The following is a 26,251-nucleotide window of genomic DNA, read 5'->3' as shown; positions in this document are numbered from 1 at the left end:
ATTGAACGGAGAAATGTTGCCATACGTAAACCTTGTTTGATTGTAAGTGAAAACCCCGCCCCAAACCAGTCAAAATAACCGACCGCCCTACCCTGCCTCCCAATCTTCAAGTACCTGTTACGCCCTATTCCGCCAACCATATTTTCAAAATCCTTTTGAAAATAAAATGCTAGGCAAACAACAATGTAAACTATCGAAATATAACTTTAGATTTATTTTTCCAAAAATTTACACAATCCGCCCTTACGCAAATAAAAAGCTAAAGGTCGTCTGAAAAATTTCAGACGACCTTTTATTATTCAAACCAAACACAATCAGAACGTTTTGCTGAATTCGACAAACACTCTGGTTTTTCCGTATTCATTATATTTGTCGTTGCTCCATGTTTTGTGGTGGGCGACGGTCAGGCGCGGGGTGATGCCTTTGAAGTGGAAAGCGCGGTGCCATACGGCGAGCGAAATATCCGCTTCTTTATCGCGGCGGTTTTCCTGACCGCTCAAAAGGCTGGGCGTTTGATAACGGCGTTGCGCCGCACTCAGGCGCAACATGGTGGACAGCCCTTTGCCCCATTCCTGCCCCCATGCGGTACGGAGGCTGTAGCGGTCGAAGCTGTCCGATTTGTCTTCTTTATTGCGTTCCTGATAGATGTCGAAACCGCCGACCCAGTATTGACGGGCGTTTCGGTAATAGACAACGGAATTGCTCAGAAGGCGGTTGTTGCTGTCGGAACGGGCGCGCCGGGTGTTTTTCAGACGACCCATTTCAACGGCGCTCAGGGTTTGCAGCTTGGGCTGCCACCAGCGGTTGATGTGCAGGCGCGCACCGCTGGAGTAGGTGTAAGGATCGTTGCCGTAGAAGCGACGTTCGTGGAACGGGGTCAAACCGATGTCGTTGCGCTGGTCGGCGTAACCTGCGCCCACTGAGAAGCGGGTGGTCACGTCGTTATACTTGGTTCGTTCGGGATAAACTTTGCCGTAGGTATCCGCTCCTGCCGTAACGTACCAGCCTTTGGGCAGCGACCATTTTTTCTCTGCGCCGAGTTGGTAGTTGATGGCGGTAGCGTCGATAGGCTCGGGGAAAGTCCAGTTGCCGTATGTGCGGCGGCTGGGCGCTTGGTTGATATTTTGTTCGCGGGTAACGCTCAAGCCGGCGTTGAATTTCCACGAATCGCGCTCGCGCAATGCTTTTCGGTAAGACTCAATGCCTTTGACGAGCGGCTCGGGCAGGTTGGCTTCTGTTTTAAGTTTGTCGAACTGGTCGGCGGCGGCTTCGTTTTGCTTGTCTTCAAACAAAGCGGTGGCAAGCTGCCAGCGGACGACGGGGGCATCGGGGTTTTCGGCGATAAATTGACGGTAATACCCGATGGCTTCTTTCATTTTGCCGTCGTTTTGGGCAACCAGTCCGCGTGCGTAGAGCGCCATGTTTTTATCGTGTCCCGGCCATTGTTCGTAAATCGGCAGGACGACTTTGATGCCCGCGATGTTGCGCGACACAACGGCGGAATACATGGCACGAGAAAGTAATTGGGGATTGTCGAGCAGGGTTTTGGCATCGACGTTCACGACTTTTTCAGACGACGTTTCGGCGGCAGGTTTGACCGCCTCTTCTTCGAAGGGGGCAGGTTCTGCCGTTTTGACCTGCAACTCGGGGGCAGGCTGGTTTGGAGTTTTGGGCGGGGCATCAGCGGCTTCTGCCGCAGACATAGTGAAAAGAGAGAGGAGTAAGAGTGTTTTTTTCATGATCTTTGCAATGTGGAATGTTGGCATTGTAGTGATTGCGTCAATATTATTTATTTGAGATCGGACAACACCATTTATTTCGGTACTGTTTTGTCTCAATATTGTGTTGAGCGCGGATTTTACCGTGTTTTACAGTAAAACAAAATATTGCGGAGGCAAATAAAACGATACGGCATGATTCGGCTTTCACCTAAATCGCAGTTAACGCCCTATCCTGCCGTTTTGGTTCTGTGTGCTTAATCATACAAAAAGGTCGTCTGAAACCTCTTTTCAGACGACCTTTCCGGTATTTCTCGATTTAGCGTTTGTCCAAGTCTAAATCAGCTTTGTATTCGATGCGGCCGTGTCCTTTATTTTCGATGGAGACGTCCAATTCTTGTCTGCCGCGTTTGAATTTCAAATCGGCATCGTCGTGTTTGATTTCAGATTCGACCACATGAAAACCTTTGCTGCGCGCGTGGGCGATGACTTTTTTTGCCAAAGATGGAATCGGGTTGCCGCGTGCGGGCAGTTCGGCTTCGTATTCGAATTCGCCGTTGCCCTGACGATCGGCTTTAACCGTATGCGCGCCTGCGGGAAGGTAAATTTCGGCAGGAAGCGGAGCGGCGAAAGCGGTGGCGGAGAAAAGCGCCAAAATGCCGGTTGCCAATAAAGATTTTGTTTTAGCCATACTGTATCCTTTCGGGGAAGGCATATAAAAACGCCGCCATATTATCGGCAAGGCAAACCCCCATCAAGCAAATAAACCTTGTTTTACGTATGACAGTGTTTTTGCGCGCAGCGTTTACGCGGTTTTTCGATAACCCAGCAAAACTCTGCGCCTTGCCCTTTAATAAAAGGTTTTCAGACGACCTTTTGAAACACGGCTTTTGCGCTTTCAGGTAAAATAGTCGCTTTGTTTTTATTCAGGCAGCTTCAACCAAATGTCTTCCTCCCTTTCCAAAAAAACCGCCTACCTGCTGATCGCGCTGGTCGGCATCGCGCTCGACCAACTGACCAAATGGGAAATCCTCGCCCACTTCCAAGAAGGCGAGCGCCTCAATATCATCCCCTCTTTATTCGACCTGACACTTGCCTACAACCCCGGCGCAGCGTTCAGCTTTCTTGCCGACCAAGACGGCTGGCAGAAATTCTTTTTCTTAGGGCTGGCACTCGTCATCAGCGCGTATCTCGCCCGCGCTATCCTGCGCGACGAGTTCCGCCTTTCGGGCAAAATCGGCGCAGCCATGATTATCGGCGGCGCGCTCGGTAACGTCATCGACCGACTGATTCACGGTCATGTGGTTGATTTCTTACTGTTTTACTGGAAGGATTGGTATTATCCCGCGTTTAATGTTGCCGACAGCTTTATCTGCGTCGGTGCCGTTTTATTGGTTTTGGACGGACTGTTCCACAAAAAAGAGCCCAAACCGACCGACGCACCAACAACCGACAACCCATAAGGTCGTCTGAAATCCGGACCATACACATGACCCAAAAAACCATCATCCTTGCCAATCCGCGCGGTTTCTGCGCTGGCGTTGACCGCGCCATCAGCATCGTCGAGCGCGCGCTGGAAGAATTCGGCGCACCGGTTTACGTCCGCCACGAAGTCGTCCACAACAAATTCGTCGTGGACAACCTGCGCGAAAAAGGCGCGGTATTCATCGAAGACCTCGCCGACGTACCCAAAGGCGCCATCCTGATTTACTCGGCACACGGCGTCTCCAAAGCCGTACAACAGGAAGCCGCCGAACGCGGGTTCCGCGTATTCGATGCCACCTGCCCGCTCGTGACCAAAGTCCACAAAGAAGTCGCCCGCCTCGACGCGCAAGACTGCGAAATCATCATGATCGGACACAAAGGCCACGTCGAAGTCGAAGGCACCATGGGACAGCTTCCGCCCGGCAGAATGCTGCTGGTCGAGACCGTTGAAGACGTCGCCGGACTGCAAGTCAAAAACCCCGACAAACTCGCCTACGTCAGCCAAACCACCCTCTCCGTCGATGAAACCAAAGACATCATCGCCGCCCTGAACGCCCGTTTTCCCAACATCCGCAACCCGCACAAAGAAGACATCTGCTACGCCACGACCAACCGCCAAACCGCCGTCAAAGAATTAGCGGAAGAATGCGACATCGTCATCGTCGTCGGCTCGCCCAATTCTTCCAACAGCAACCGCCTGCGCGAAGTCGCCGCCCAACGCGGCGTCGATGCCTATATGGTCGACAACGCAGGCTACCTGCAACGCGAATGGTTCGAAGGCAAACACAAAGTCGGCGTAACCGCCGGCGCGTCCGCCCCCGAAGTTTTAGTCAGAGAAGTCCTGCAAACCATACAGCAATGGGGACACGAAACCATACGCGAAGGCGAAGGCGCAGAAGAAAGCATCGTCTTCGTCCTCCCTAAAGAACTACGGCGCGAAGGCGAAAACAAACAAATCCTCAACAAAGGTTAAACTGCTTAGTCCAGCCTTTTCATCCAAGCGGTAAAACAAAAAGGTCGTCTGAAAACCGAGTTTCAAGGTTTTCAGACGACCTTTACCTATTTACCCCTTGCACTCGACCAGCCGTCAGCGTACATTGGTTATCATCACCTTAAAGGGGCAACATCATGAACCCATTACGCTTTTTATCGCTCTTCACCCTTGCATTCCTGACTGCCTGCGCCGCCACGCCGGAGCAACTCGCCGCACGCGCACAGGCTCGGAAACAGGAAGAACAAAACCTGCAAATCCACTTGGCCTCCCAGTGCGACCCCGAAACCGCCCGATTGATACAAAAACAGTTTGAGCTGGCGGATAACCGCTCCGTTCAAACAGTAGAACAGCAAAAATCCTTCCGCCTGAAATATATAGATAAAGTTTCCGACCCCATGTTCCAAGCCTGCTACAAAATGGCATGGCAAAACTACATTTCCCAGCAGCAGCTCCAAGAAGCACGCTATTATTACAACTATTACGACCCTTGGGGTTACCCTTTTTACCGTCCGCCGTTTTGGTGGTAACGACGATACAGGTCGTCTGAAAACATATTCAGACGACCTGTGGTTTATATAAACACCAAGAACGTTTACAATACCCGTCCGTTTACGAACCGCATAAATAACTCATGAAAATCTGGCTCGGTCAGCATCGCACGCCCGACTTCCCTCAGGGAAGTGCCGTTACCATCGGCAATTTTGACGGCGTACACCTCGGACACAAACACATTCTCCAAAAACTCAAGCAAGAAGCCGATGCACGGGGGCTTCCTGTCGTCGTCGTTATCTTCGAACCACAACCCAAAGAATTTTTTGCCCGACAAACCGGTAAAAAACAGCCCTACCGTATCAGCCCTCTGCGCACCAAACTGAATTTGCTTGAACAAACCGGCTGTGTCGATGCAGTTTGGGTGCTGCGGTTTAACCAAACATTTGCCGATATGGATGCCCAAGACTTTATCAATCTGCTTTTACGCAAGACGTTGAATACGCGTTATCTGCTGATTGGAGATGACTTCCGTTTCGGTGCAGGTCGCCGTGGCGATTTCGAACTTTTGGCAGCACAACCTGATATTCAAACCGATCGTACCCCATCTGTTATCGTAGAAGACATCCGTACCAGCAGTACCGCCGTGCGTAATGCGCTTTCTGAAGGACGATTAGACTATGCCAAAAAACTGCTGGGACACGATTACACCTTAAGCGGCAAAGTCAAACACGGTAAAAAACTCGGCCGCACCATCAACGCCCCCACCGCCAACATCCAACTCCCTCCCCACCATTACGCCTTAAGCGGGGTATTTGTTGTTGAAGTAGATGGCACTTTCGGCACAAAACGCGGCGTGGCAAGTTTCGGATTCAACCCTACTGTCAGCAACAACCGCGCCCAAAAACTTGAAGTCCATCTATTTGATTTCAATGAAAACATTTATGGCCAACGCCTGAACGTCCGTTTTCTGCACAAATTACGCGACGAAAAAAAATTCGACAGTATCGCCGAATTAAAAGTACAAATCGAACAAGACATGAAAAATGCCCGACATTGGTCTGAAACATAAGCTTGGACAGCCATTACCATAATGGCATCCTACCAAACAAATGCCTACCAAGGAGAAAAAAGGGGGGGCTGCATAACCTCAAAAAAACGTTTTAAATACAGTTTATTGTAAGCCTCCGACTATTGAATCGGATAAAGTATCATCTTCTTCCGCTGCAACCGTATATTTCTCTTGCGCCCATTCGCCTAAGTCAATCAATCGGCAACGTTGACTGCAAAAAGGTCGGTATTTACTCTCTTCATTCCATATCACCGACTTTTGACAGGTCGGACATTTCACAGTCGTTACTTCAGTCATTATTTATTCCTTCCAAATCATTCTTTATTTTATGCTTGTTACGAAAAGCCTTCTAAATGATGGCTAATTGCCTCTTCAATAGTTGGATACCAATCCATAAATGAAGACTGTAATTCCTCTAAAACCAACTCATTGAATAAATTATCTAAATTCCTTCAATCCATTGTTTCATTTGGACAGAGAAAATTTGCCATAACGACAGTATGTTTATTGTGGGAGTAATCTGATAGGGCGCAAACCATCAGATACTGCCCTGAATGCTCCAGATAAAAAATTCTTTTTTCTAAGGGAGGTCGATTATTTGGGTATCCATTTTCCATTGTTTAAACTTTTCGCCGTATTGGCTTCCGAGTTCTTAAAATTGAATTATCTGTTTTCTGTCAAGTAGGTCGTCTGAAAAACCAAACACAGTTTCAGACGACCTTTTGATTGTTGGATTTCCAATATGCTTTGTCTGTTGATAGGGATATTTCACGTTAGGGCAATGATGTACCAAATTTTGAGTTGCCGGCATATCCCAGATAAAACCTATTCAGTTCCTGAATCTTCTTGGCCAATTCAGATAAAGTTCCTTCATTTTCTAAAACATCATCTGCATAGAGCAGCCGCGTTTTGCGGTTGGACTGAGTATTCATAATGCGCTTGATCTCTTCTGTGTTCAAACCGCTTCTTTGCTGAACGCGAAGAATTTGTGTTGCTTCAGAAACATCAATCACCAATACTCTATCAACAGCTGCCAAAAATTCCGGATTTTCAACCAGCAAGGGGACATCGATGATGCCGTATGCCGCATCGGGATAACAGGTCTTTGCTGATTTGATTTCATTTAAAATCAAAGGCAGTAATACCTCTTCCAATTCTTTTTTGGCTTGAGGTCGTCTGAAAACAATATCCCTCAAAGCAGCACGGTTCAGACTGTTTTGAGTATGAAAAACCTTGTCGCCAAAAAGACGGCGGATAGCCGGTAATGCTATACCGTTATCCGCCGTCAGGTTTCGACTCAGGGCATCGGCATCAATGTGCGGAACTCCCAAATCAGAAAAGATTTTTGCTGCTTGAGATTTCCCGCTGCCGATACCGCCTGTCAAACCTATCCATAAAGTCATATTAAAATCCTGATTTTGTCAGCCACCAAGTGACGGCACGATGTACCGGCTCGTTGGCTACCAAAATAATCCAGCCAGCAATGGCCAAACTCGGACCGAAAGCAAAATATTGTCCTTTGGCAACCCGCCCGATAATCGCTCCAATCAGACCGATTAATGCTGCCATAAAAACCAATACAGGTAAAATGCCGACCCCAAGCCATGCACCTTGAGCAGCCAGCAATTTAAAATCGCCGTTACCCATACCGATTTTTCCAGTCAAAAGCTTATAGATGAAACATAACAACCATAAGCTCATGTAACCGAAAACTGCACCTAAGACGGCGGATTTCAATGGTACGAATGTGCCGTTCAAATTAAACAGCAAGCCTAACCATATCAACGGCAGGGTCAGGCTGTCAGGTAAATATTGAGTATCCGCATCGATAAAGGTCAATGCAATCAATATTGCAGTCAATATTAACCCACCAAATGTAACCATCGTCCAGCCATATTGCCACGCCACTACGCCAAACAATATACCGGTCAATAATTCGATTAAGGGATAACGGATGCTGATGGGCGTTTTACACGAACCGCATTTACCGCCAAGCATCAGATAACTGACAATCGGAATATTTTGCCAAGCCTTTACCGGAGCATGACACTTGGGGCAGCGTGAATCCGGTTTCATCAAATTGAATGGTTGCTGCTCTTCTTCCGTTAATTCAAGTTGCAAATGCTCTTTCGCAAACTGAGTCCAACCGCGTTCCATCATGACAGGAACGCGGTAAATGACAACATTAAGAAAACTTCCGATTAACAAACCAACGACAATAGATAGCGGAATAGCGAATGGCGCTAATGTATCCAAAGATTCCAACATATTAACCTACTACGTTACCGAGGTTAAACAGCGGCAGATACATCGCCACGAGGATTGTACCGATAATGGAGCCCAAAACCACCATGATAATCGGCTCCATCAAAGAAGATAGTTGTGATACAGAGTTATCAACTTCTTCCTCATAAAACTCTGCAGCTTTATTTAACATATCATCTAACGAACCTGACTCTTCACCAATAGCAGCCATTTGAATAACCATATTCGGGAACATATCCGTACTTTGCATACTTGAAGTCAAAGAGAGGCCTTGAGTAACTTTTGCACGGATGTCTTGCGTTGCTTCTTCATAGAGTATATTGCCGGCAGCACCTGATACAGAATCTAAAACCTCAACCAAAGGGACACCGGCAGCAAATAAGGTAGAAGTAGTACGAGCCCAACGTGCAATAGTTGCTTTACGAATGATAGAGCCAAAAATAGGCATACGTAAAACCATGGCATCTACACGTTTTTGAAATTCAGGAGATTTCTGATGCAATTTATATACACCAAATCCAATGCCAATTGCTGCAATAATCATGATCCAGCCATATTCCACAAAAAAGTCGGAAATACTCATGACTGTTTGTGTCATACCTGGTAATTCTGCTCCCATATTGGAGTAAACCTCTTTAAATGCAGGCAAAACCCAGCGCATCATTACGAAAATCAGTACAACCGCAACAACCACAATAGAAATTGGGTACGTCAATGCAGTTTTTACTTTTTTCTTAATGGCTTGTGTTTTCTCTTTATATACAGCAAGTTTATCCAACAGGCTTTCTAAAACACCACCGGTCTCGCCAGCCGCAATCAGATTGCAATAAAAACGGTCGAAATATTTTGGGTATTTGGCAAATGATTTACCTAATGCACTACCTTGTTCCACATCTGCACGGACTTGCATCAACATTTCAGTCATGGATGGGTTGGAGTGTCCGCGTGCGACAATTTCAAAAGCCTGCATTAAAGGCAGACCTGCTTTCATCATGGTGGCGAGTTGACGGGTGAAAACTGTAATGTCTTCCTGAGTAATACGACGCTTTTTGGTTGCCTTTACTTTACTGATACGTAAAGGGCGTATCCCGCGGCGTTGGAGCTTTTTACGCGCTTCTTCTTCGTCTTTGGCGACTACTTCGCCTCGGACTAATTGATCCGTATTGGTATTTTTACCTTCAAACGTAAAACGTTTGCCTTTATTTTTTTGAGCGAATAAGCCTCTTTTTTGCTCTGCTTGAGCCATTTTGTTACCCCTTGGTTTAATGTTTAAGAATGAAGAAAACAAAAGTCCCCGTATTTCTTCGATTCAATGGTTTAATCGTTAGTGTGAGCAATAACTTCTTCTAATGAAGTCAAACCTTGCATAGCTTTTAACAAACCTGCGCGGCGTAAATCGACCATGCCTTCTTTATAGGCCATGTTCATAATATCAACTTCCGTACCATTATTCATAATGACACGTTGCATTTCCTCGGTAATCGGCATCACTTCGTAGACGCCGACACGGCCTTTGAAGCCTTTACCACGGCAACTATCGCAGCCGACAGGACGGTAGAGTTTCCAATCCTTTGCTAAATCTTCATCTGTAAATCCTGCTTTTTTCAATGCGGGAACAGGGGGGCGCTCAACTTCACGCTTACAGCTCGAACACAGACGACGCAATAGTCGTTGTGCCATAATTAAGCTGACAGAACTGGCAATGTTGAATGGAGCAACCCCCATGTTCAACATACGGGATAGGGTCGCAGGCGCGTTATTGGTATGCAACGTTGAAAACACCATATGTCCGGTTTGTGCCGCTTTGATGGCAATATCCGCAGTTTCCAAATCACGAATCTCACCTACCATGATGATGTCAGGGTCTTGACGCAAGAAAGATTTTAATGCTGCAGCAAAAGTCAAACCTTGTTTATCATTGACGTTGACTTGGTTGATGCCTGGTAAATTAATCTCTGCAGGGTCTTCTGCGGTGGAAATATTGACGTCCTCTGTATTTAAAATATTCAGACAGGTATAAAGCGATACGGTTTTACCTGAACCTGTCGGACCTGTTACCAATACCATGCCATAAGGGCGATGAATGGCCTCAAGCAGCATTTCTTTTTGGAAAGGCTCGAATCCCAACTGGTCAATATTTAAAGTTGCCGCATCAGAATTCAGAATACGCATTACCACTTTTTCACCAAAAAGGGTAGGTAGCGTACTCACGCGGAAATCAATGGGGCGACCATGTTTATGGAAAGCAATCTGAATGCGACCATCTTGTGGCACACGTTTTTCAGAAATATCCAAACGCGCCATTACTTTAATACGTGAAGCCAGCTGTCCGCGTACTGCAACAGGCGGTTGAACCACTTCTCTTAGCTGACCGTCTACGCGAAAACGAACACGAGCCATTTGTTCGTAAAATTCAAAATGTATATCAGATGCGCCTGCGTTTAGTGCATCCGATAAAGTTTTGTGAATAAAACGAGGGATAGGACCGTCTTCAGCTTCTTCATTGTCAATGTAGAGAGCTTGTGAGGGTTGAGCAGCTTCTTGTTCTTCACTAATTTCTTTTAAGATGGTAGTAGAACGTTGTCCTAACCATTCTAGAAGGGAACTTAATTGATCGTCAGGTACGACAACCAAATCAACTGTCACTCCTGAAGCAAAAGCTATTTTTTGAAAACTTTGGATTTGAGTAGGATCTGAAACCGCTAAATATACCTTTCGACCGCGACGAAAAATCGGAACACAGCGATTCTGAACCATCTGTTCTTCGGTCAAAACATCCATAACAATATTGTTACGTGGATAATAATGTAAATCCAAGAGTGGATAACTAAAAACTCGCGCAACCAACTCACCCAAAGACCTTGGGCTAATAATCTTATCCGCAAAAAGCATAGGCAAGATTTCCTGCCCCGTTTTCAATATATTGTTGTAATGCTCTGCCTGGGTACTGTTGATTGTCTGACTTTGAACTAAAACTCGTAATAATCCGATACTCATTGTTTGCTATCCGTTTCTTATTTTCTCTTTTTTTGCAAAGAGTATGCTTATTTTATCATCCATTATGCCTAAAACATATCAGGACGTTCTAATATCATTCAACTTTGCTTTTCATTGTGAAAAATATGACACAAACGCCCCTTACCAAATTCTAAGGGGTTATTATAAAACAACCACTGTCCGTGCAGAATCCCATTACACTACTATTTAAACAGTCAAAATAACAAAACCGAGTTTTGCAAAATCACAAAACTCGGTTTTAATTTATAAAATCAAACTATTACTAGTTACTGGCGGATACGTGCAGCAGGAGCTGGAGCTACCTCGCGAATAATCACTTCACGAACTACTTCAGGAGCAGACTTTTTAGGACCGCAACCTTCTGGCAACCAGAAGAATGACTGGGCATTTTTGTCTTTGTCAAACAAAATCTTGTATTGACAAGTTTTATGCTCACCGTTTTCACGGTAATTGAACAAATAATCCCACTCACGAACACCATACAAGCCTTCTTGGAAATGAGGACGACCGATCAATTCGTAAATTTGGTCTTTATTCATACCCGCTTCAATTTGACGGACGTTATCCCAATTCGGCCAAGTACCATGCTGAGTACCATCATGACGGAAGGTAGTTTTAGCAGCATCAGGCCATACAGGGTTATCAGTAGTACCTTCTTTGCTGACTTTGCTTAAATTACCACAAGCAGCCAAAGTCAATGCCGCGATAACTGGCAAAATGATTGATAATTTCATGTTTTTTCCTTTATATCGATATCATTCTTCAACTGGGGTCGTCTGAACCGACCAACCCCTTCAGGCCTTACCATTGATAGCCTACGCTACCACCCCAGTTTACGTCTTTGCGTGTATTAACACTGACACCGGTTTTAACAGACCATTTGTTGTTATCTGAGTTATGAGCATAACCCACTGCAATAGCCTGTTCATTGCGATAGCCACCTACCGCAGCAGAAACCATGCTCTTACCTGCTTCATTCGGACGTTGCAAGAAGGCAATCGCAGTCGCACCGGCGATACCTGCACGCAAATCCTTATCCATATCATTCAAGCGGTTACCAATACCATTAACTTGATTTTGTAAATTGGTGATTGCAGTAGAGTTACCTTGCGAACGTGCAGCAACTTGATACAATTGACTACCGTTAATAGCATCAGTACTGGTTGTACTAATACGACCAGCAGCAACATTAGTGATAGTACGCTCACCACCCGCATAGCCAACACTAACGGTAGAACGAGGATTGGTACCTGCAAAGCCACTATAAGACACACCATTTACAGTTGCACTGTTAGTGCCTACTGCCTCAGCAGTTTCAGAACCTGCACCCAAAGCAACGGAACCTGCATGAGAAGCTATCGCACGGGAGCCAATAGCCACTGCCGAATTAGCAGAAGCTTTAGACTGCAAGCCATAAGCCACACTTGACTGACCTGACGCAGAAGATGCTGCACCTGTAGCAGTAGAATACATTGCAGAAGCTACAGAACCAGTACCCAAAGCAGTTGCGCCTTGGGCAGTTGCACGAGCTTTTTGACCTGCGGCAGTCGTTACATTACCAACTGCTTGCGCACCTTGGCCAAAGGCCGTAGCGGCAATACCGTCTGCATTAGATAGAGTACCAACAGCGGTAGCAGACTCACCCGCAGAAGTGGTGCTGGTACCGATAGCGATACCGCTATGACCTGTTGCCTTTGTATTTACACCGATAGCCATACCAAAACGATCAGTAGCGCCATCGTTGTTGTAGTTAGGACGTTGAACACCAGCATCACTACTGATACTAATGTAATTTTCAGCTGAAGCAGCAGATGCTGCAAACAAACCGAAAGCGGCAAACGATACGGACATTGCCGTATTGAGCGCGGTAAAACGATTCATGTGTGCTTTGTGTTTCATATTTTATCTCCCTGATAAAAACACATAATGATAGTTATCGAAAAGATCGAACCAAAGATAATATATGTTTTTGCATATTATGATTGACAAATATTTACCGTTTATCTAATATACATACCACTTATCTAACACTTACAAAAAAATGTAACCGATTCAATCCATCTAAAACAAATAAATCAGTACAATCAATATACTGGATCGATTTACAATCCAATTAATCTATACATGATTGCATTATATTGGACTAGCTGTCTTCTCATTTATTATTTTTTTTTATCATGGCTTAACACGTTCTCTATATTATTAATTATTAACAGTATTGTTTGCCATGAATATATAACCTAGCACATATTAACAATTGAAATTAGTAGGGAAATATATGATATTCTGCAATTTTGTGTCTAATTTTCATATAAAAAGCAATTTAAATTTAAAATAAAACAAAAATTTACCAATAAAATTTTTAGAGGCTATTTTTATCTACAAGAATGTTTTCCATACATATATCCACAAATTCCCATCTCTTACCTCTATACCCCAACTTTCACGCATCTTTCTACAACTGAAACATGTTAAAAAAGTGTTGTATTTAGACAAAAATCATCTATCCTCATAGATGATGATCTTTCTAATTTCGTCAATCTTATCTAACAACACCTATTTCCCACTCACTCCAAAATTAAGTATTTCAAAATCACTGGCCTCCCTATTCAGCTATTCTCATTAGCTTTGGATCTGCTCATCTCGTCCCGTTTTAGATTGAATCGTCTATAATCCCCTCCTGATACCTTTTTTATACGCCCATCACATCTTGGAATATCATTATGATACGTTGGTTATACAATCAACTTTGGCATATCGCTCCTTTGTTTATCCGCCGTTATCTAAAAAAGAGAGCTAAAAAATCAACATCCTATTTGGAACACTGGGATGAAAGATTCGGCAAAAAAATGAGCAAGCCCGTACGTCATCCGATTTGGATTCACGCCGTTTCTGTCGGGGAAACCCGTGCTGCGCAGCCACTCATTGAAGCATTACAGAACTATTTCCCAGATGTCCCTTTATTACTGACTCAAATGACACCGACCGGAAGGCATACGGCGCAAACCCTATATCCCAATGCGCAATGCCGCTATATTCCCTACGACAAACCAGAATGGGTTGGGCAATTTTTAACCGACCATGCCCCTCGTTTCGGTATTTTGATGGAAACAGAAATTTGGCCGAACCTGATGCATATGTGTGCTGAAAAACAGGTGCCGCTTTTTCTTGCTAACGCCCGCCTGTCTGAAAAATCGCAACGGGGATATTTGAAAATACGCGGCTTGGTTGAGCCTGCTATGCGCACCCTGAGCGGATGCTTTGCCCAAACTGCCGAAGATGCAGAACGGTTGCACTTGATTGGGGCTTCTAATGTCCACGTTTGCGGCAACACCAAATATGATGTATCGCTTCCCGAAGGGATGAAAGCACTTGCAGCCGCATTTAAAGAACGGATCGGCAACCGCCCTGTCGTCGTGTGTGCCAGCACCCGTTTCTATAAAGGTCAGGACGAAGCGGAAATGTTGCTTGAAGCATGGAAACGCTATAAAGGGGATGCACTGCTGGTGATTATCCCTCGACACCCCGAGCGTTTTCAGACGACCTTTTCCCTTGCGGAAGATATGGGCTACCGTGTGCAATATCGCAGTGATAACCTTCCTGTCAACAAAGAAACGCAAATATGGGTCGGAGACAGCATGGGAGAACTGTTTGCCTATTATTTGGCTGCGGATATTGCCTTCGTCGGCGGCAGCCTTGTTGATGCAGGCTGTCAGAATGTTATCGAACCGATTTCCTGCGGCATTCCGACCTTATTCGGGTTTTCAACCTACAATTTCGCCGCCGTATGCCAAGATGCGATCCGGGCAGGGGCGGCAGAACAGGTTGGTACTACTGAAAGATGGTACGAAAAAACCACATCATGGCTTACCAATCCATCGGAAAAAGAACGTTTCTCCCAAAAAGCCCTTGAGTTTATCGGCAAGCACCAAGGAGCAAGCAAACGCATGGCGGATCAAATCGCCAAAGCAGTCATCCGCCAATAAGTTATCCATCCTTCTTATTGCTAAAAGGTCGTCTGAAACACGATAACCCTCGTTTCAGACGACCTTTTCCCATTGCCCCATCAAACAAAAACCGTTCCGACAAATGAAACAATCGGAACGGTTTGCATAATGATATTAATGAACTACTTAACGATAGCGATGTCCGCGATGAACTTGGCTGCCGATAACGCCGCCCAATGCTGCGCCGCCCAAAGTAGAGCCGGTATCGCCGCCGATCAAGTTACCCGCTACACCGCCCAATACCGCGCCAGTAGCAGTATTGCGTTGTGTTTGGGTCATGCCCGCACATGCACTCAGAGAAGTAGCAATGGCGATCAAGGTCAAAGTTTTAGTCAAGAAAGACTTCCTCATGGTGTGTTCTCCGTTGTGGGTTAACTCAGTAACGAAAGTATGTCACACCAAGTCATTAATATTTATTCCAATAAGTAAAGTCATTTTAAACTAGGATAACTTAACAGGCGGACAGTTAGAAAAAACCATAATCCGATAAATCAGACAAATTAAATAAAAGGTCGTCTGAAACTGTCTGTTTTTACCCACACACAGACTTTTCAGACGACCTCTTTTTCGCCACACAAACCGATTTAAGGCGCGACCCGTTTACGGTTTGCCGCAGCCAAAAGCGCGAGCATTTCTTCGGTGGTATCCCAGCCGATGCAGGCATCGGTAATGCTTTGCCCGTAAACCTCGGGCTTGTCCTGTCTTCCTTCGACCAAATGGCTTTCCACCATCACGCCCATAATATTGTCTTCGCCGTTTTCCAGTTGCGCGGCGACGTCTTGGGCAACTTCCATCTGCCGTCTGTAATCTTTACGGCTGTTTGCGTGGCTGCAATCGACCATCAGCTTGGGCGACAAACCGGCTTTTATTAATTGCTCCGCCGCCGATTTGACGTGTTCGGTGCTGTAATTCGGTTCTTTGCCGCCGCGCAGGATAACGTGGCAGTCGGGATTGCCGCCGGTATGCACAATGGCGGAATGCCCTGCTTTGGTTACAGACAGGAAGTGATGCGGATGACTTGCCGCGCCAATCGCATCGATGGCGATTTTCAGATTGCCGTCCGTACCGTTTTTGAAACCGACCGGACAAGACAGACCGCTGGCGAGTTCTCGGTGTACCTGGCTCTCCGTCGTCCGCGCACCGATCGCGCCCCAAGAAATCAAGTCCGCGTAATATTGCGGCGTAATCATGTCGAGGAACTCCGTCGAAGCGGGCATGCCCATATTGTTCAGCGTCAGCAGCAAACTGCGTGCCTGACGCAGACCATAGTTGATGTCGAACGTACCATCCAAGTGCGGATCGTTAATCAGACCTTTCCAGCCCACCGTCGTGCGCGGTTTTTCAAAATACACGCGCATCACAATCAGCAATTCTTTTTCATATTTCTTGCGCAACACCAGCAAACGTTCGGCGTATTCCAAGGCGGCTTTGGGGTCGTGGATGGAACACGGACCGATAATCACCAGCAGGCGGTTGTCCTTGCCGTGAACCAAATCGGCGATTTCATGACGTGTGCGGTGTACCAGTCCCGCTGCTTCATCAGAAATCGGCAGCTCGTACAAATGGGCAATCGGCGGCAGCAGCTCTTTGACTTCTTTAATCTTAATATCGTCGGTAGGGTATTGTTTGGTCATTGTTATTGCTTTCAAATTCAGATAAATCGAGGCATAGATTACCTTCTTTACCTGTTTTAAACAAGCCTTTTCCCAATTATTAAGCAATTTTATTTCAAAAAAATAATTTTTTTGTATTTTAAAGCATTAAAAATCATAAAATATAAAAATATAAGCAATAATATTTCTATCAATTAAATTTAAAAATCAAAATTGCCGACAATCCTCCCACCCGATGCGTCTCTAATATGTCTAATGTAATCAAATTTAAATAACAAAAACTCAGACAATAAAAATGCTCGGTATAACCGGATAGCAAACCCAATTCCGTATCGTATATATATGATATAGCCTCTCCCACTGCATATTCCCAAACCTCAAGCAAGCCAAGCCCATCCGAAATCCGTTAAAATACCGCATCCTTATTTTCAGACGACCTCAAACCATGTTGGTACTCGGAATCGAATCATCCTGTGATGAAACGGGCGTTGCGCTTTACGACACCGAACGCGGCCTGTTGGCGCACCATCTTCACACCCAAATGGCAATGCACGCCGAATACGGCGGCGTTGTTCCCGAACTTGCCAGCCGCGACCACATCCGCCGCGTCGTGCCGCTGACGCAGGGCTGTTTGCAGGAGGCGGGCGTTTCATACGACGACATCGATGCCGTCGCCTACACCCAAGGGCCGGGTTTGGGCGGCGCGCTTCTGGCGGGTTCGGGCTATGCCAACGCTTTGGCGTTTGCCCTGAACAAACCCGTCATTCCCATCCACCATCTCGAAGGTCATTTGCTCTCTCCGCTTTTGGCGGACGACAAGCCTGAATTTCCGTTCGTCGCCCTGCTGGTTTCGGGCGGGCATACGCAGTTTATGGCGGTGCGCGGCATCGGCGACTACACGCTGATGGGAGAAAGCGTCGATGACGCGGCGGGCGAAGCGTTCGACAAAACCGCCAAACTCTTAGGACTGCCCTACCCCGGCGGCGCGAAGCTGTCCGAACTGGCGAAGCTGGGCAATCCCAATGCCTTCTCGTTCCCGCGCCCCATGCTCCATTCGCACGATTTGCAGATGAGCTTCTCCGGTTTGAAAACCGCCGTGCTGACCGCCGTCGAAAAAGTCCGCGCCGAAAACGATGGCGAAATCCCCGAGCAAACGCGCAACGACATCTGCCGCGCGTTTCAAGACGCGGTAATTGACGTCCTCGCTGCCAAAGCCAAAAAAGCCTTGTTGGATACCGGTTTCAGAACTTTGGTCGTCGCGGGCGGCGTCGGTGCAAACTGGAAGCTGCGCGACGAATTTTCCCGCTTGAGCGTCAAAAAGCCGTCTGAAAAAGGCAAACCTAAGCCTAAGGAAGAAAAAATCAAAGTCTGTTTCCCACCTATGGAATACTGCACCGACAACGGCGCGATGATTGCCTTTGCCGGCGCAATGAGGTTGCAGGAGCGGCAGCCCGCAGGCGCATTCAACATCAAACCGCGCTGGCCGCTGTCGGATATTGTGAAATAGAGTATGGCAAAGACAAAAGGTCGTCTGAAAACTTGGGTTTGGATTTTCAGACGACCTTTTGACAAACAGGGAACGCGGATTATGCGTTGCCTTCTTGTTGTTGCTGGTACATGGCTTCGAAGTTGATCGGAGCGAGCAGTACGGGCGGGAAGCCGGCGCGGGTTACGCTGGTGGAAATGGCTTCGCGTGCGTAAGGGAAGAGGATGTTCGGGCAGGCTACGCCTAAGAGCAGTTGAACGTCTTCTTCAGGGATGTTTTCCAGACGGAAGATGCCGCTTTGGGTTACTTCGTTGAGGAACATGGTACGCTCGGCGTTGAGTTTGGCGGTTACGGTAACGGTTACGTCAACGTTGTAGTAGCCTTCTTCCAGCTTCTCGCTGTTGGTGGAAACGCGCATATCGACTTCAGGCTCGCCTTGTTCTAAGAAGATTTGGGGGGCGTTGGGCACTTCCAAAGACAGGTCTTTGACGAACAGACGCTCAATGCTGAATACGGGTTGCAATTCTTCGCTCATTTTGTTTTCCTAGTTGGGTTTAAAGTTACGGGTTTAATAAAGAATCCAGCCTGCCTTCGCGGTGCAGGCCGTACAAATCGGTGAAACCGCCGACGTGGGTATCGCCGATGAAAATTTGCGGTATGCTGCGCTGCCCGGAAAGCTGCTGCATTTCGGCAAAGGCTTCGGGGCTGCGGTCGACGCGGATTTCGTTGATTTCGGCGACGCCCAGCGAATGCAGCAGCTTTTTAGCCATGGTGCAGTAGGGGCAGAACGCGCCTGTGTACATCGTAACGGTTTGCATGATTGTTTTCAGAGTTCTAATGGGGTTCACTATATGGGCATATGGTTTATTTTACAATACTTGAAATCGGCTATTTTGCCTGAATCTTTGTTTTCAGGGCGTAAGGGCTGCCTGCCGCCCATGTGCCAAAACGCCGTTTTTAAAGTATGATAAACGGTAATCCGAACCGCTTTTGTCATTTATTTTCCACAAAACCGACGGCAAGCGGATGGTAGATTAAATTTGAGTCAGAACAGCAACACAATCAGCCGATCATTTTTCAGGTTTGAGCAAAGCAAAACCGGGCTGGTTCAAATTTAATCTACTATATTTCTTATTAAAAATCAGGAACTAAACAATGCTTTCAGGAATTCCTATCCCGAAGGACGCTATCCGTCCGCCCGAAACCGTGCTTGTTAACATTACGCCGCAGGAAACGCGCGTGGCGGTGTTGGAAGAAAACAATATCTGCGAGCTGCACATCGAACGCAACAGCGGCCACAGTCTGGTCGGCAATATTTATCTGGGCGTGGTGCGCCGCGTGTTGCCCGGCATGCAGAGTGCGTTCATCGACATCGGTTTGGAACGCGCCGCGTTTCTGCACATCGTCGATGTCCTCGAACAACGCCGCAACCCCGACGAAACCCAGCGCATCGAGCATATGTTGTTTGAAGGGCAGTCGGTTTTGGTGCAAGTCATCAAAGACCCTATCAACACCAAAGGCGCACGCCTTTCCACTCAAATTTCGCTGGCCGGACGTTTCCTCGTCCACCTTCCGCAGGAGGACCACATCGGCATTTCCCAGCGCATCGAAGACGATACCGAGCGCAACAGCCTGCGCGAACGCCTGACCAACCTGCTGCCCGAAGACGCGTGCCACGGCTACATTATCCGTACCAACGCCGAAAACGCCACCGACGAGCAGCTTCAGTCCGACATCCACTACCTGACCAAAGTGTGGGAACACATTCAAGAACAAGCAAAAATCCAGCCTCCGGAAACCCTGCTGTATCAGGATTTGCCTTTGAGCCTGCGCGTGTTGCGCGATATGTTCAGCCTCGACACGCAAAAAATTCTGGTCGACTCAACCGAAAACCACCGCCGCATGACCCGCTTCGCCGAGCAATACGTCCACGGCGCATTGGGCAGGATAGAGTTGTTCAAAGGCGAACGCCCGCTGTTTGAAACCCACAACGTCGAACAGGAAATCAGCCGCGCCCTGCAACCGCGCGTCAACCTCAACTTCGGCAGCTACCTGATTATCGAGTCCACCGAAGCCATGACCACGATAGACGTGAACACCGGCGGCTTCGTCGGTGCGCGCAACTTCGACGAAACCATCTTCCGCACCAACCTTGAAGCCTGCCACACCATCGCCCGCGAATTACGGTTGCGCAACCTCGGCGGCATCATCATTATCGACTTCATCGACATGGCGCAGGAAGCCCACCGCGAAGCCGTATTGCAAGAGCTTGCCAAAGCCCTCGCCTTCGACCGTACCCGCGTTACCCTCAACGGCTTCACCAGCTTGGGTTTGGTCGAATTGACCCGCAAACGTTCGCGTGAAAACCTCAGCCAAATCCTCTGCGAACCCTGCCCGTCCTGCCAAGGCAGGGGTCGTCTGAAAACGCCGCAGACCATCTGTTACGAAATCCAGCGCGAAATCGTCCGTGAAGCCCGCCGTTACGACGTGCAGTCCTTCCGTATCCTCGCCGCACCCAACGTCATCGACCTCTTCCTCGACGAAGAATCGCAATCGCTGGCGATGCTGATAGACTTTATCGGCAAACCGATTTCGCTGGCAGTCGAAACCGCCTACACGCAGGAACAGTACGATATTGTGTTGCTGTAATGACAAAAGGTCGTCTGAAAACGGAATCGGGTTTTCAGACGACCTTTTGGCAAGATTGGTAAACAATTCAGGTGCAGTATTCCTTTAGAAAAAATGTCCAGCATACTAAGCAAAACCCACGCCCAAGGAACCCGATAAAGTACGGAAAAACAACAAAAAGGTCGTCTGAAAACCCGATTCCGTTTTCAGACGACCTCCTGCTAAACCCTTCCTAATTTTCCCCTGCTATCCTCCCATTAATTAAGGAGAACACCATGCGCGTATTGCTTGCAGAAGACGACCACATGATTGCCCAAGCCGTAGCCGCCAACCTCAAAGACAGCGGCTATGCCGTCGATTGGGTCAAAAACGGCAGCCAAGTTTCTACCGCCCTTCAGGCACAGAACTACGACTTGCTGCTGCTCGACCTCGGACTGCCCGGCAAAGACGGGTTGGATGTTCTCACCCAAATCCGACACGAAGGCAGCAAAACCCCCGTCCTCATCGTAACCGCCCGCGACGACCTCCACAGCCGCCTCAACGGGCTGGACGGCGGCGCCGACGACTACATCGTCAAACCCTTCGACATGGCGGAGCTGCAAGCCCGTATGCGCGCCGTCCTGCGCCGCCACAGCGGCCACAGCCAAACCCTGCTGACCAACGGCGCACTTACCCTCAACCCCGCCACCTACCAAGTCGAAGTCAAAGGAGAAGACAAACCCGTCCTCCTGAGCAACAAAGAATTTGCCGTCCTCCAAGCCCTGATGATGCGCCCCGGCATCATCCTCTCCCGCAGCGACCTTGAAGACAAAATCTACGGCTGGGGCGAAGAAGTCGAGAGCAACGCCGTCGATTTCCTCATCCACGCCCTGCGTAAAAAGCTCGGCAAAGAACACATCCAAAACGTACGCGGCGTAGGCTGGCTAGTCGCAAAAGAGGTCGTCTGAAACCTCAATCCGCGCATCCATGCCCGCCCATGCCATAATTAATAACAAAACCTAAAACAGCCTTACCAAACACACTATGCATCACTTTATCCAGACCCTCAAACAATCCCTGCAAGTCCGTATCAGCATCGCCCTGATACTGATGTTCCTGCCTTTGTCCATCATCGCAGGCGCGTTCTCCTATTACCAAACCTACCATGAAGCCGAAGAGCTTCAGGACGACCTGTTGCGCCAAACCGCCGCCTACATCAACCCCAAAACCACCGACTACACACAAATAGGCAGCGAAAACCACATCCTCATCCAAACCTTCGGACAAGAAGACACCGTCCCCCTGTCCAACACACTCGGCGAAGGATTCCACACCATCAAAGGCGGCGTTGACGACGATGACGACGAATACCGCGCCTACGTCCGCCAAACTCCGCAAGGTAAAATCGCCGTACTCCAAGAAACCGAATACCGCGACGATCTCGCAGCCACCGCCGCCTACCAAAGCGTCCTCCCGCTGCTCATCGCCCTGCCCCTCATGATCCTGCTGACCGTGTGGATCACCTACCGCGCCATGCGTCCCGTTAAGACCCTTTCCGCCTCCCTCGGACAACGCCGTTCAGACGACCTCTCGCCGCTGGACGGAGAAGGCGTGCCCAGCGAAATACAAGGCTTCGTTACCGCCATCAACCAACTGCTGCAACGTACAGGCGAAAACATCCGCCGCCAGCAACGCTTCATCGCCGATGCCGCCCACGAACTGCGCAGCCCCCTGACCGCCCTCTCCCTTCAGGCAGAACGGCTCACCAAGCTGCCACAATCGGACGAAGCCCGCGAACAGACCGGACTCATCCTCCAAAGCATACAGCGCAACCGCCACCTGCTCGAGCAGCTCCTGACCCACGCCCGCGCCCAAGGCTCCGAAACCCAACGCAACCTGACCAACATCAGCCTGCAAGCCCAGTTCCGCCGCGTGCTGCAAGAACTCATGCCCCTCGCCCTCGACAAACAGCAAGACATCGGCGTCGCCGTCGAAAACGACCTGCGCATCCGAGCCGACGACACCGAAATCTACACCCTCATCAAAACCTTCACCGACAACGCCATCCGCTACACCCCCGCAGGCGGCCGCATCGACATAGGTTTCAGCGAGACCCCGACCACCCTCACCATCTGGGTGGAAGACGACGGCCCCGGCATCCCCGCTGCCGAACGCAGCCGCGTAACCGACGCCTTCTACCGCATACTCGGCACGGAACAGCAAGGCACCGGACTCGGACTCTCCATCGCCGACGCCATCGCCAAACGCTACGGCGGCAAACTCATCCTCACCGACAGCCGCAACTTCGCCCACGGCCTGCTGATACAGGCGGAACTCAACAAGCAACTGCTGCAAGCAGACTAAACAAAACAAAAAGGTCGTCTGAAATCCGTTTTCAGACGACCTTCTTTATTTTCCAAGCCGAATCAAGGCATCAACATGCCGCCGTTGACGTGCAGCGTTTGACCGGTGATGTATTTTGCTTGGTCGGAAGCGAGGAACAATACCGCATCGGCAATGTCCTGCGCTTCGCCGAATTTGCCCAGCGAAGTTTGCGCTTCGAAGGTTTTTCGGGTTTCTTCAGGCAGGGCGCGGGTCATGTCGGTGTCGATAAAGCCGGGAGCGACGCAGTTGACGGTAATGCCGCGGCTGCCGACTTCGCGCGCCATGGATTTGGAGAAACCGATCAAGCCCGCTTTTGCCGCGGCATAGTTGGTCTGACCGGCATTGCCCATCACGCCGACAACGGATGTGATGTTGATGATGCGGCCGGCACGCTGCTTCATCATGCCGCGCAATACGGCTTTAGAGGCGCGGAACACGGATTTGAGGTTAACCTGCATGATGTCGTCCCACTCTTCTTCTTTCATACGCATCAGGAGGTTGTCGCGGGTGATGCCGGCGTTGTTGACCAGAATATCCAGCTTGCCGAACACTTTTTCGATGTCGGCGATCAGGTTTTCAATGGTTTCGGGTTCGGCGGAATTCAATGCACGGCCTTCGCCGCCCCATTGCGCCAGACGTTCGCTAATTGCTGCCACGCCGCTTTCGCTGGTCGCCGTACCGATGACTTTGGCACCTGCCGCCGCCAGTGTGTCGGCAATCGCCGCGCCGATACCGCGCGATGCGCCTATTACCAATGCGACTTTGCCGCTTAAATCTTGTGTGCTCATGTTTACTTCCTTGTTTTGGGAATGGAGTCTGTTGATTTCAGACGACCTTATAGCATAAATAGTGTGATGAATCTAATTTTTGAGGTCGTCTGAAACAAAATAAGAAGCCTCCGTATTGTCATTCCCGCACAGGCGGGAATGATAGTGCAGGCATTGCCTATTTTATCTGCTATATCGGCAAATTTCAGACGACCTCTCCGTTTATTCGGGCAGGGTTATTTTTTGATGGGGCGGTATGTCTAGAATATAGCGCAACCAGTTGCCGAAACTGTATTTTTGGTAGATTTCGGGCGACAGTTCGCAGTAGGGTTTGGCGACAAATTCTGCCAAACCATCCAAACTTTTACCATCCCAAACGAAGATGTTGTCGGGGTGGTAGAAATCGTATTTTTTGATTTCAGCGTTGGTGGTAATCAGTTTTTTGCGGTAACCGAGGGCTTCGAAGGGGCGGAACGAGAGGCCGTTGTGAACGGGCGTTTTGAAATCTATCAGGATTTTTGCCTGTTTGGCGGCTTCGAGGTTGTCTGCGAAACTTCTGACGCCGATGAAGATTTTGATGTTTTCCGTAGGATAAAAACGGCGGAGGGTATCGACGTCGGTATTCAGACAGCCGATATTGAAGTCGAGCTTCCAGCCCAGCGTTTCGGCCGCTTTGCCGAACGCGGAAATAATCGGGGCGCGGTCGGGCATATGCCAGCCGATGAAATAGAAATCGTTGGGCGGGTTTTCGGGCAGGTTGACGTCGTGATCGAAATAGAAGTTGGTGGTCGGCAGGAAAGGATGTTTCGAATTTCGCATATCGGCGGGATCAAAAACGTAAATACGGTCGAACTGGTCGGCGCAATCCCAAATGGCGGGGAAACGGTCGATGCCGTCCCATTGGTAGTTGACCATATTGCCATGACGGGTATGACGTTTAATCATATCCAGAAACTCAGGCGAGTAGATGTCGCCGCGGATAAACAGGGCGTAATCCGCCTTGCCGTACGCTGCCAGTTTGTTTTCGGCGTCTCGGATTAATTGAGCGGATTTAAAGTCTTTTTTGGCATTCTTGTCCCGCAGCACCAGTTGCCTGAATTTGACTTTCAGACGACTGGAAAGGGAAGGATAGCGGAAATTCAGGTTGTCCATGACGACGCTGACGACGTTGAAGCCGTGATGATTTAAGGCGGCTTCGATGACGCGGTAGATTTGGTTGTCGGAGGGCATCCCCAAGATAATCGTTTTTTGTTCGGTCGTCATGGTATCTCTTTATGATTCGTCTGATATGTCGAGGATTCGGCGAACCCAGTTGCCGAAGGCGTATTTGTTTTTTATTTCTTTGGAAACGGGATGGTAAGGTCGTCTGAAAAAGTCTTCCAATCCATCAAGGCTTTCTCCGTCCCAAATAAAGATGTTGTCGGGATGATAGAAGTCGCATTCCGTTACTGCCTGATTGCTGGTAATCAGTTTTTTGTCGAAACACAGGGCGTCAAATACGCGGAAAGACAAGCCGTAATTTTCAAATTGGACAAAATCGACGACTGCCAGACAGTTTTTGACCTTTTGCAGATTTTGCTCAAAGCTTAGGATGCTTTGTCTATTTAAATAGATAATGCCGTCGTTGCCAAAAATTTTGCTTGCACGGTCGTCTTTGCAGTAGATATGGAAATCCAAAGGCAATCCCAGCTTGCGTGCTTCATTAAGAAAAACGGAGGTTTGATGTTCTCTGCCTGCTTCGTAGCCGCCTAAAAAATAAAGACCTTCCGTTTTTCCGTTTCCCTCAATGGGAAAATCGAAATAGAAATTAGTGGTTGCTTTAAAACGGTGTTGGGGGTATTTCTCCACATCGTTTTTATTGAACACCCAGCAGCGGTCAAAATAGGGCAGATATTCGATGATGTCGGGGAAACGGTCGATACCGTCCCATTGGTAGTTGACACATACTTTGCTATGCTCACGAACAGCAGAAATAATTTCTTTGGGATAAATATTGGCGCGAATACAAAGAGCATAGTCTGCTTTGTTTCCCTCTAATGTAGCCAATTTTTCTACTATCTGCCCCCGGTAGCGGGAATATTTCAGTTTTTTCTTATAATCGCCGTCTTTTTTAATGTGTTTATGATACAAACCGAGAATACGGCAGCCTATGTGCGGATAGTATGAGTCCCTGTCGTCGTAACAGAGATTGATGACATTGAAGCCGTGGAAGCGCAGATTTTTTTCTATGCACTTATCCAACCCGTACATATATGGGGCGACCAGTATGATGGTTTTGTTCATGATTAAGATGTGATGCGGTTAATATCAAGTGCTTCAATGCAGTGAAAATTAGTTTAGACAAA

25 protein-coding genes and 1 pseudogene are annotated in these 26,251 nt (G+C 48.2%); 9 read left to right on the top strand and 17 right to left on the bottom strand.

Going from position 1 to position 26,251, the window contains the following annotated elements:
• Positions 1–314: 314 nt before the first annotated feature.
• A complete protein-coding gene (locus J7445_RS00255) occupies positions 315–1,739 on the bottom strand; it encodes a surface lipoprotein assembly modifier (protein ID WP_209283082.1) in 1,425 nt (474 codons plus the stop codon).
• 298 nt (positions 1,740–2,037) lie between these two features.
• Positions 2,038–2,409, bottom strand: a complete 372-nt coding sequence (locus tag J7445_RS00250; RefSeq protein WP_019270093.1) for a hypothetical protein — start codon at positions 2,407–2,409, stop codon at positions 2,038–2,040.
• A gap of 253 nt (positions 2,410–2,662) precedes the next feature.
• Here J7445_RS00250 and lspA point away from each other — a divergent pair, with 253 nt between their 5' ends.
• The 4 genes from lspA (at position 2,663) to ribF (ending at position 5,758) form a co-directional block, all read left to right on the top strand.
• Positions 2,663–3,181, top strand: coding sequence for a signal peptidase II (gene lspA, locus J7445_RS00245; RefSeq protein WP_070654850.1), 519 nt, complete (start codon positions 2,663–2,665; stop codon positions 3,179–3,181).
• A 26-nt stretch (positions 3,182–3,207) separates the two neighbouring features.
• Entirely contained in the window at positions 3,208–4,176 is a 969-nt protein-coding gene (gene ispH / locus J7445_RS00240; RefSeq protein ID WP_003756592.1) for a 4-hydroxy-3-methylbut-2-enyl diphosphate reductase, read from the top strand.
• Between the two features lie 155 nt (positions 4,177–4,331).
• Entirely contained in the window at positions 4,332–4,724 is a 393-nt protein-coding gene (locus J7445_RS00235) for a hypothetical protein (protein ID WP_070654848.1), read from the top strand.
• Between the two features lie 104 nt (positions 4,725–4,828).
• On the top strand, positions 4,829–5,758 hold the full coding sequence (gene ribF / locus J7445_RS00230) for a bifunctional riboflavin kinase/FAD synthetase (protein WP_070654846.1): 930 nt from the start codon (positions 4,829–4,831) through the stop codon (positions 5,756–5,758).
• Positions 5,759–5,860: 102 nt separating this feature from the next.
• On the opposite strand, the gene yacG is transcribed toward ribF, so the two are convergent.
• From yacG to J7445_RS00190, 8 genes and pseudogenes are all read right to left on the bottom strand, one after another.
• Positions 5,861–6,055 (bottom strand): DNA gyrase inhibitor YacG, encoded by a 195-nt coding sequence (gene yacG / locus J7445_RS00225; protein ID WP_049228449.1) that lies wholly within the window; start codon positions 6,053–6,055, stop codon positions 5,861–5,863.
• Between the two features lie 38 nt (positions 6,056–6,093).
• Positions 6,094–6,375 (bottom strand): annotated as a pseudogene (locus J7445_RS00220) (hypothetical protein).
• Positions 6,376–6,531: 156 nt separating this feature from the next.
• Positions 6,532–7,161: a dephospho-CoA kinase gene (gene coaE, locus J7445_RS00215; protein WP_019270097.1), complete on the bottom strand. Its 630-nt coding sequence runs from the start codon at positions 7,159–7,161 to the stop codon at positions 6,532–6,534.
• A 1-nt stretch (position 7,162) separates the two neighbouring features.
• The gene (locus tag J7445_RS00210; protein ID WP_070654844.1) at positions 7,163–8,026 is read right to left on the bottom strand and encodes a prepilin peptidase; all 864 of its coding nucleotides are present in this window, start codon (positions 8,024–8,026) and stop codon (positions 7,163–7,165) included.
• Position 8,027: 1 nt separating this feature from the next.
• Positions 8,028–9,269: a type II secretion system F family protein gene (locus J7445_RS00205; RefSeq protein ID WP_060974403.1), complete on the bottom strand. Its 1,242-nt coding sequence runs from the start codon at positions 9,267–9,269 to the stop codon at positions 8,028–8,030.
• A gap of 71 nt (positions 9,270–9,340) precedes the next feature.
• Positions 9,341–11,020: a type IV-A pilus assembly ATPase PilB gene (gene pilB / locus J7445_RS00200; RefSeq protein ID WP_049228453.1), complete on the bottom strand. Its 1,680-nt coding sequence runs from the start codon at positions 11,018–11,020 to the stop codon at positions 9,341–9,343.
• A 287-nt stretch (positions 11,021–11,307) separates the two neighbouring features.
• Positions 11,308–11,775, bottom strand: coding sequence for an outer membrane protein assembly factor BamE (locus J7445_RS00195; protein ID WP_049228456.1), 468 nt, complete (start codon positions 11,773–11,775; stop codon positions 11,308–11,310).
• A gap of 67 nt (positions 11,776–11,842) precedes the next feature.
• Positions 11,843–12,940, bottom strand: coding sequence for a YadA family autotransporter adhesin (locus J7445_RS00190; protein ID WP_070654842.1), 1,098 nt, complete (start codon positions 12,938–12,940; stop codon positions 11,843–11,845).
• 824 nt (positions 12,941–13,764) lie between these two features.
• Between J7445_RS00190 and waaA the strand changes: the two genes are divergently transcribed.
• The gene (waaA, locus tag J7445_RS00185) at positions 13,765–15,027 is read left to right on the top strand and encodes a lipid IV(A) 3-deoxy-D-manno-octulosonic acid transferase (RefSeq protein ID WP_070654840.1); all 1,263 of its coding nucleotides are present in this window, start codon (positions 13,765–13,767) and stop codon (positions 15,025–15,027) included.
• A 147-nt stretch (positions 15,028–15,174) separates the two neighbouring features.
• Here the strand turns inward: waaA and J7445_RS00180 are convergent, their stop codons facing one another.
• Positions 15,175–15,399, bottom strand: a complete 225-nt coding sequence (locus J7445_RS00180; RefSeq protein ID WP_209283081.1) for a glycine zipper 2TM domain-containing protein — start codon at positions 15,397–15,399, stop codon at positions 15,175–15,177.
• 233 nt (positions 15,400–15,632) lie between these two features.
• Entirely contained in the window at positions 15,633–16,682 is a 1,050-nt protein-coding gene (gene aroG / locus J7445_RS00175) for a 3-deoxy-7-phosphoheptulonate synthase AroG (protein WP_209283080.1), read from the bottom strand.
• Positions 16,683–17,106: 424 nt separating this feature from the next.
• Between aroG and tsaD the strand changes: the two genes are divergently transcribed.
• Positions 17,107–18,168 carry a tRNA (adenosine(37)-N6)-threonylcarbamoyltransferase complex transferase subunit TsaD gene (tsaD, locus tag J7445_RS00170; RefSeq protein WP_070654834.1) on the top strand — a complete coding sequence of 354 codons (1,062 nt, stop codon included), beginning with the start codon at positions 17,107–17,109 and terminating at the stop codon, positions 18,166–18,168.
• Between the two features lie 79 nt (positions 18,169–18,247).
• On the opposite strand, the gene secB is transcribed toward tsaD, so the two are convergent.
• Entirely contained in the window at positions 18,248–18,682 is a 435-nt protein-coding gene (gene secB / locus J7445_RS00165; protein ID WP_003741126.1) for a protein-export chaperone SecB, read from the bottom strand.
• 25 nt (positions 18,683–18,707) lie between these two features.
• Positions 18,708–18,965 carry a glutaredoxin 3 gene (grxC, locus tag J7445_RS00160; protein ID WP_003741129.1) on the bottom strand — a complete coding sequence of 86 codons (258 nt, stop codon included), beginning with the start codon at positions 18,963–18,965 and terminating at the stop codon, positions 18,708–18,710.
• A 337-nt stretch (positions 18,966–19,302) separates the two neighbouring features.
• Between grxC and rng the strand changes: the two genes are divergently transcribed.
• The 3 genes from rng to J7445_RS00145 all read left to right on the top strand — a co-directional run bounded on the left by rng (position 19,303) and on the right by J7445_RS00145 (position 23,118).
• Positions 19,303–20,796, top strand: coding sequence for a ribonuclease G (rng, locus tag J7445_RS00155; protein WP_070654832.1), 1,494 nt, complete (start codon positions 19,303–19,305; stop codon positions 20,794–20,796).
• 254 nt (positions 20,797–21,050) lie between these two features.
• The gene (locus J7445_RS00150; protein ID WP_070498670.1) at positions 21,051–21,722 is read left to right on the top strand and encodes a response regulator; all 672 of its coding nucleotides are present in this window, start codon (positions 21,051–21,053) and stop codon (positions 21,720–21,722) included.
• A 76-nt stretch (positions 21,723–21,798) separates the two neighbouring features.
• Positions 21,799–23,118, top strand: coding sequence for an ATP-binding protein (locus J7445_RS00145; protein ID WP_070654830.1), 1,320 nt, complete (start codon positions 21,799–21,801; stop codon positions 23,116–23,118).
• A gap of 62 nt (positions 23,119–23,180) precedes the next feature.
• On the opposite strand, the gene fabG is transcribed toward J7445_RS00145, so the two are convergent.
• From fabG to J7445_RS00130, 3 genes are all read right to left on the bottom strand, one after another.
• Positions 23,181–23,927 (bottom strand): 3-oxoacyl-ACP reductase FabG, encoded by a 747-nt coding sequence (gene fabG / locus J7445_RS00140; protein ID WP_070654828.1) that lies wholly within the window; start codon positions 23,925–23,927, stop codon positions 23,181–23,183.
• Positions 23,928–24,128: 201 nt separating this feature from the next.
• Complete coding sequence (locus tag J7445_RS00135; protein ID WP_070654826.1) at positions 24,129–25,169, bottom strand: WaaS/CpsH family glycosyltransferase; 1,041 nt, start codon at positions 25,167–25,169, stop codon at positions 24,129–24,131.
• A gap of 9 nt (positions 25,170–25,178) precedes the next feature.
• Positions 25,179–26,189: a WaaS/CpsH family glycosyltransferase gene (locus J7445_RS00130; protein WP_070654824.1), complete on the bottom strand. Its 1,011-nt coding sequence runs from the start codon at positions 26,187–26,189 to the stop codon at positions 25,179–25,181.
• Positions 26,190–26,251 lie beyond the last annotated feature (62 nt).

Source organism: Neisseria sicca, assembly GCF_017753665.1.
Classification (GTDB): Bacteria; Pseudomonadota; Gammaproteobacteria; order Burkholderiales; family Neisseriaceae; genus Neisseria; species Neisseria flava.
This window is presented reverse-complemented; position numbering and strand designations above follow the sequence as displayed.

What these genes read in the sequence shown, in the direction of transcription:
- J7445_RS00255 (WP_209283082.1), bottom strand. Translation starts at nt 1,739, where the DNA reads ATGAAAAAAACACTCTTACTCCTCTCTCTTTTCACTATGTCTGCGGCA.
- J7445_RS00150 (WP_070498670.1), top strand. Translation starts at nt 21,051, where the DNA reads ATGCGCGTATTGCTTGCAGAAGACGACCACATGATTGCCCAAGCCGTA.
- ribF (WP_070654846.1), top strand. Translation starts at nt 4,829, where the DNA reads ATGAAAATCTGGCTCGGTCAGCATCGCACGCCCGACTTCCCTCAGGGA.
- J7445_RS00190 (WP_070654842.1), bottom strand. Translation starts at nt 12,940, where the DNA reads ATGAAACACAAAGCACACATGAATCGTTTTACCGCGCTCAATACGGCA.
- aroG (WP_209283080.1), bottom strand. Translation starts at nt 16,682, where the DNA reads ATGACCAAACAATACCCTACCGACGATATTAAGATTAAAGAAGTCAAA.
- secB (WP_003741126.1), bottom strand. Translation starts at nt 18,682, where the DNA reads ATGAGCGAAGAATTGCAACCCGTATTCAGCATTGAGCGTCTGTTCGTC.
- J7445_RS00195 (WP_049228456.1), bottom strand. Translation starts at nt 11,775, where the DNA reads ATGAAATTATCAATCATTTTGCCAGTTATCGCGGCATTGACTTTGGCT.
- yacG (WP_049228449.1), bottom strand. Translation starts at nt 6,055, where the DNA reads ATGACTGAAGTAACGACTGTGAAATGTCCGACCTGTCAAAAGTCGGTG.
- J7445_RS00210 (WP_070654844.1), bottom strand. Translation starts at nt 8,026, where the DNA reads ATGTTGGAATCTTTGGATACATTAGCGCCATTCGCTATTCCGCTATCT.
- rng (WP_070654832.1), top strand. Translation starts at nt 19,303, where the DNA reads ATGCTTTCAGGAATTCCTATCCCGAAGGACGCTATCCGTCCGCCCGAA.
- lspA (WP_070654850.1), top strand. Translation starts at nt 2,663, where the DNA reads ATGTCTTCCTCCCTTTCCAAAAAAACCGCCTACCTGCTGATCGCGCTG.
- grxC (WP_003741129.1), bottom strand. Translation starts at nt 18,965, where the DNA reads ATGCAAACCGTTACGATGTACACAGGCGCGTTCTGCCCCTACTGCACC.
- J7445_RS00180 (WP_209283081.1), bottom strand. Translation starts at nt 15,399, where the DNA reads ATGAGGAAGTCTTTCTTGACTAAAACTTTGACCTTGATCGCCATTGCT.
- J7445_RS00205 (WP_060974403.1), bottom strand. Translation starts at nt 9,269, where the DNA reads ATGGCTCAAGCAGAGCAAAAAAGAGGCTTATTCGCTCAAAAAAATAAA.
- J7445_RS00235 (WP_070654848.1), top strand. Translation starts at nt 4,332, where the DNA reads ATGAACCCATTACGCTTTTTATCGCTCTTCACCCTTGCATTCCTGACT.
- coaE (WP_019270097.1), bottom strand. Translation starts at nt 7,161, where the DNA reads ATGACTTTATGGATAGGTTTGACAGGCGGTATCGGCAGCGGGAAATCT.
- J7445_RS00135 (WP_070654826.1), bottom strand. Translation starts at nt 25,169, where the DNA reads ATGACGACCGAACAAAAAACGATTATCTTGGGGATGCCCTCCGACAAC.
- waaA (WP_070654840.1), top strand. Translation starts at nt 13,765, where the DNA reads ATGATACGTTGGTTATACAATCAACTTTGGCATATCGCTCCTTTGTTT.
- pilB (WP_049228453.1), bottom strand. Translation starts at nt 11,020, where the DNA reads ATGAGTATCGGATTATTACGAGTTTTAGTTCAAAGTCAGACAATCAAC.
- fabG (WP_070654828.1), bottom strand. Translation starts at nt 23,927, where the DNA reads ATGAGCACACAAGATTTAAGCGGCAAAGTCGCATTGGTAATAGGCGCA.
- ispH (WP_003756592.1), top strand. Translation starts at nt 3,208, where the DNA reads ATGACCCAAAAAACCATCATCCTTGCCAATCCGCGCGGTTTCTGCGCT.
- J7445_RS00130 (WP_070654824.1), bottom strand. Translation starts at nt 26,189, where the DNA reads ATGAACAAAACCATCATACTGGTCGCCCCATATATGTACGGGTTGGAT.
- J7445_RS00145 (WP_070654830.1), top strand. Translation starts at nt 21,799, where the DNA reads ATGCATCACTTTATCCAGACCCTCAAACAATCCCTGCAAGTCCGTATC.
- tsaD (WP_070654834.1), top strand. Translation starts at nt 17,107, where the DNA reads ATGTTGGTACTCGGAATCGAATCATCCTGTGATGAAACGGGCGTTGCG.
- J7445_RS00250 (WP_019270093.1), bottom strand. Translation starts at nt 2,409, where the DNA reads ATGGCTAAAACAAAATCTTTATTGGCAACCGGCATTTTGGCGCTTTTC.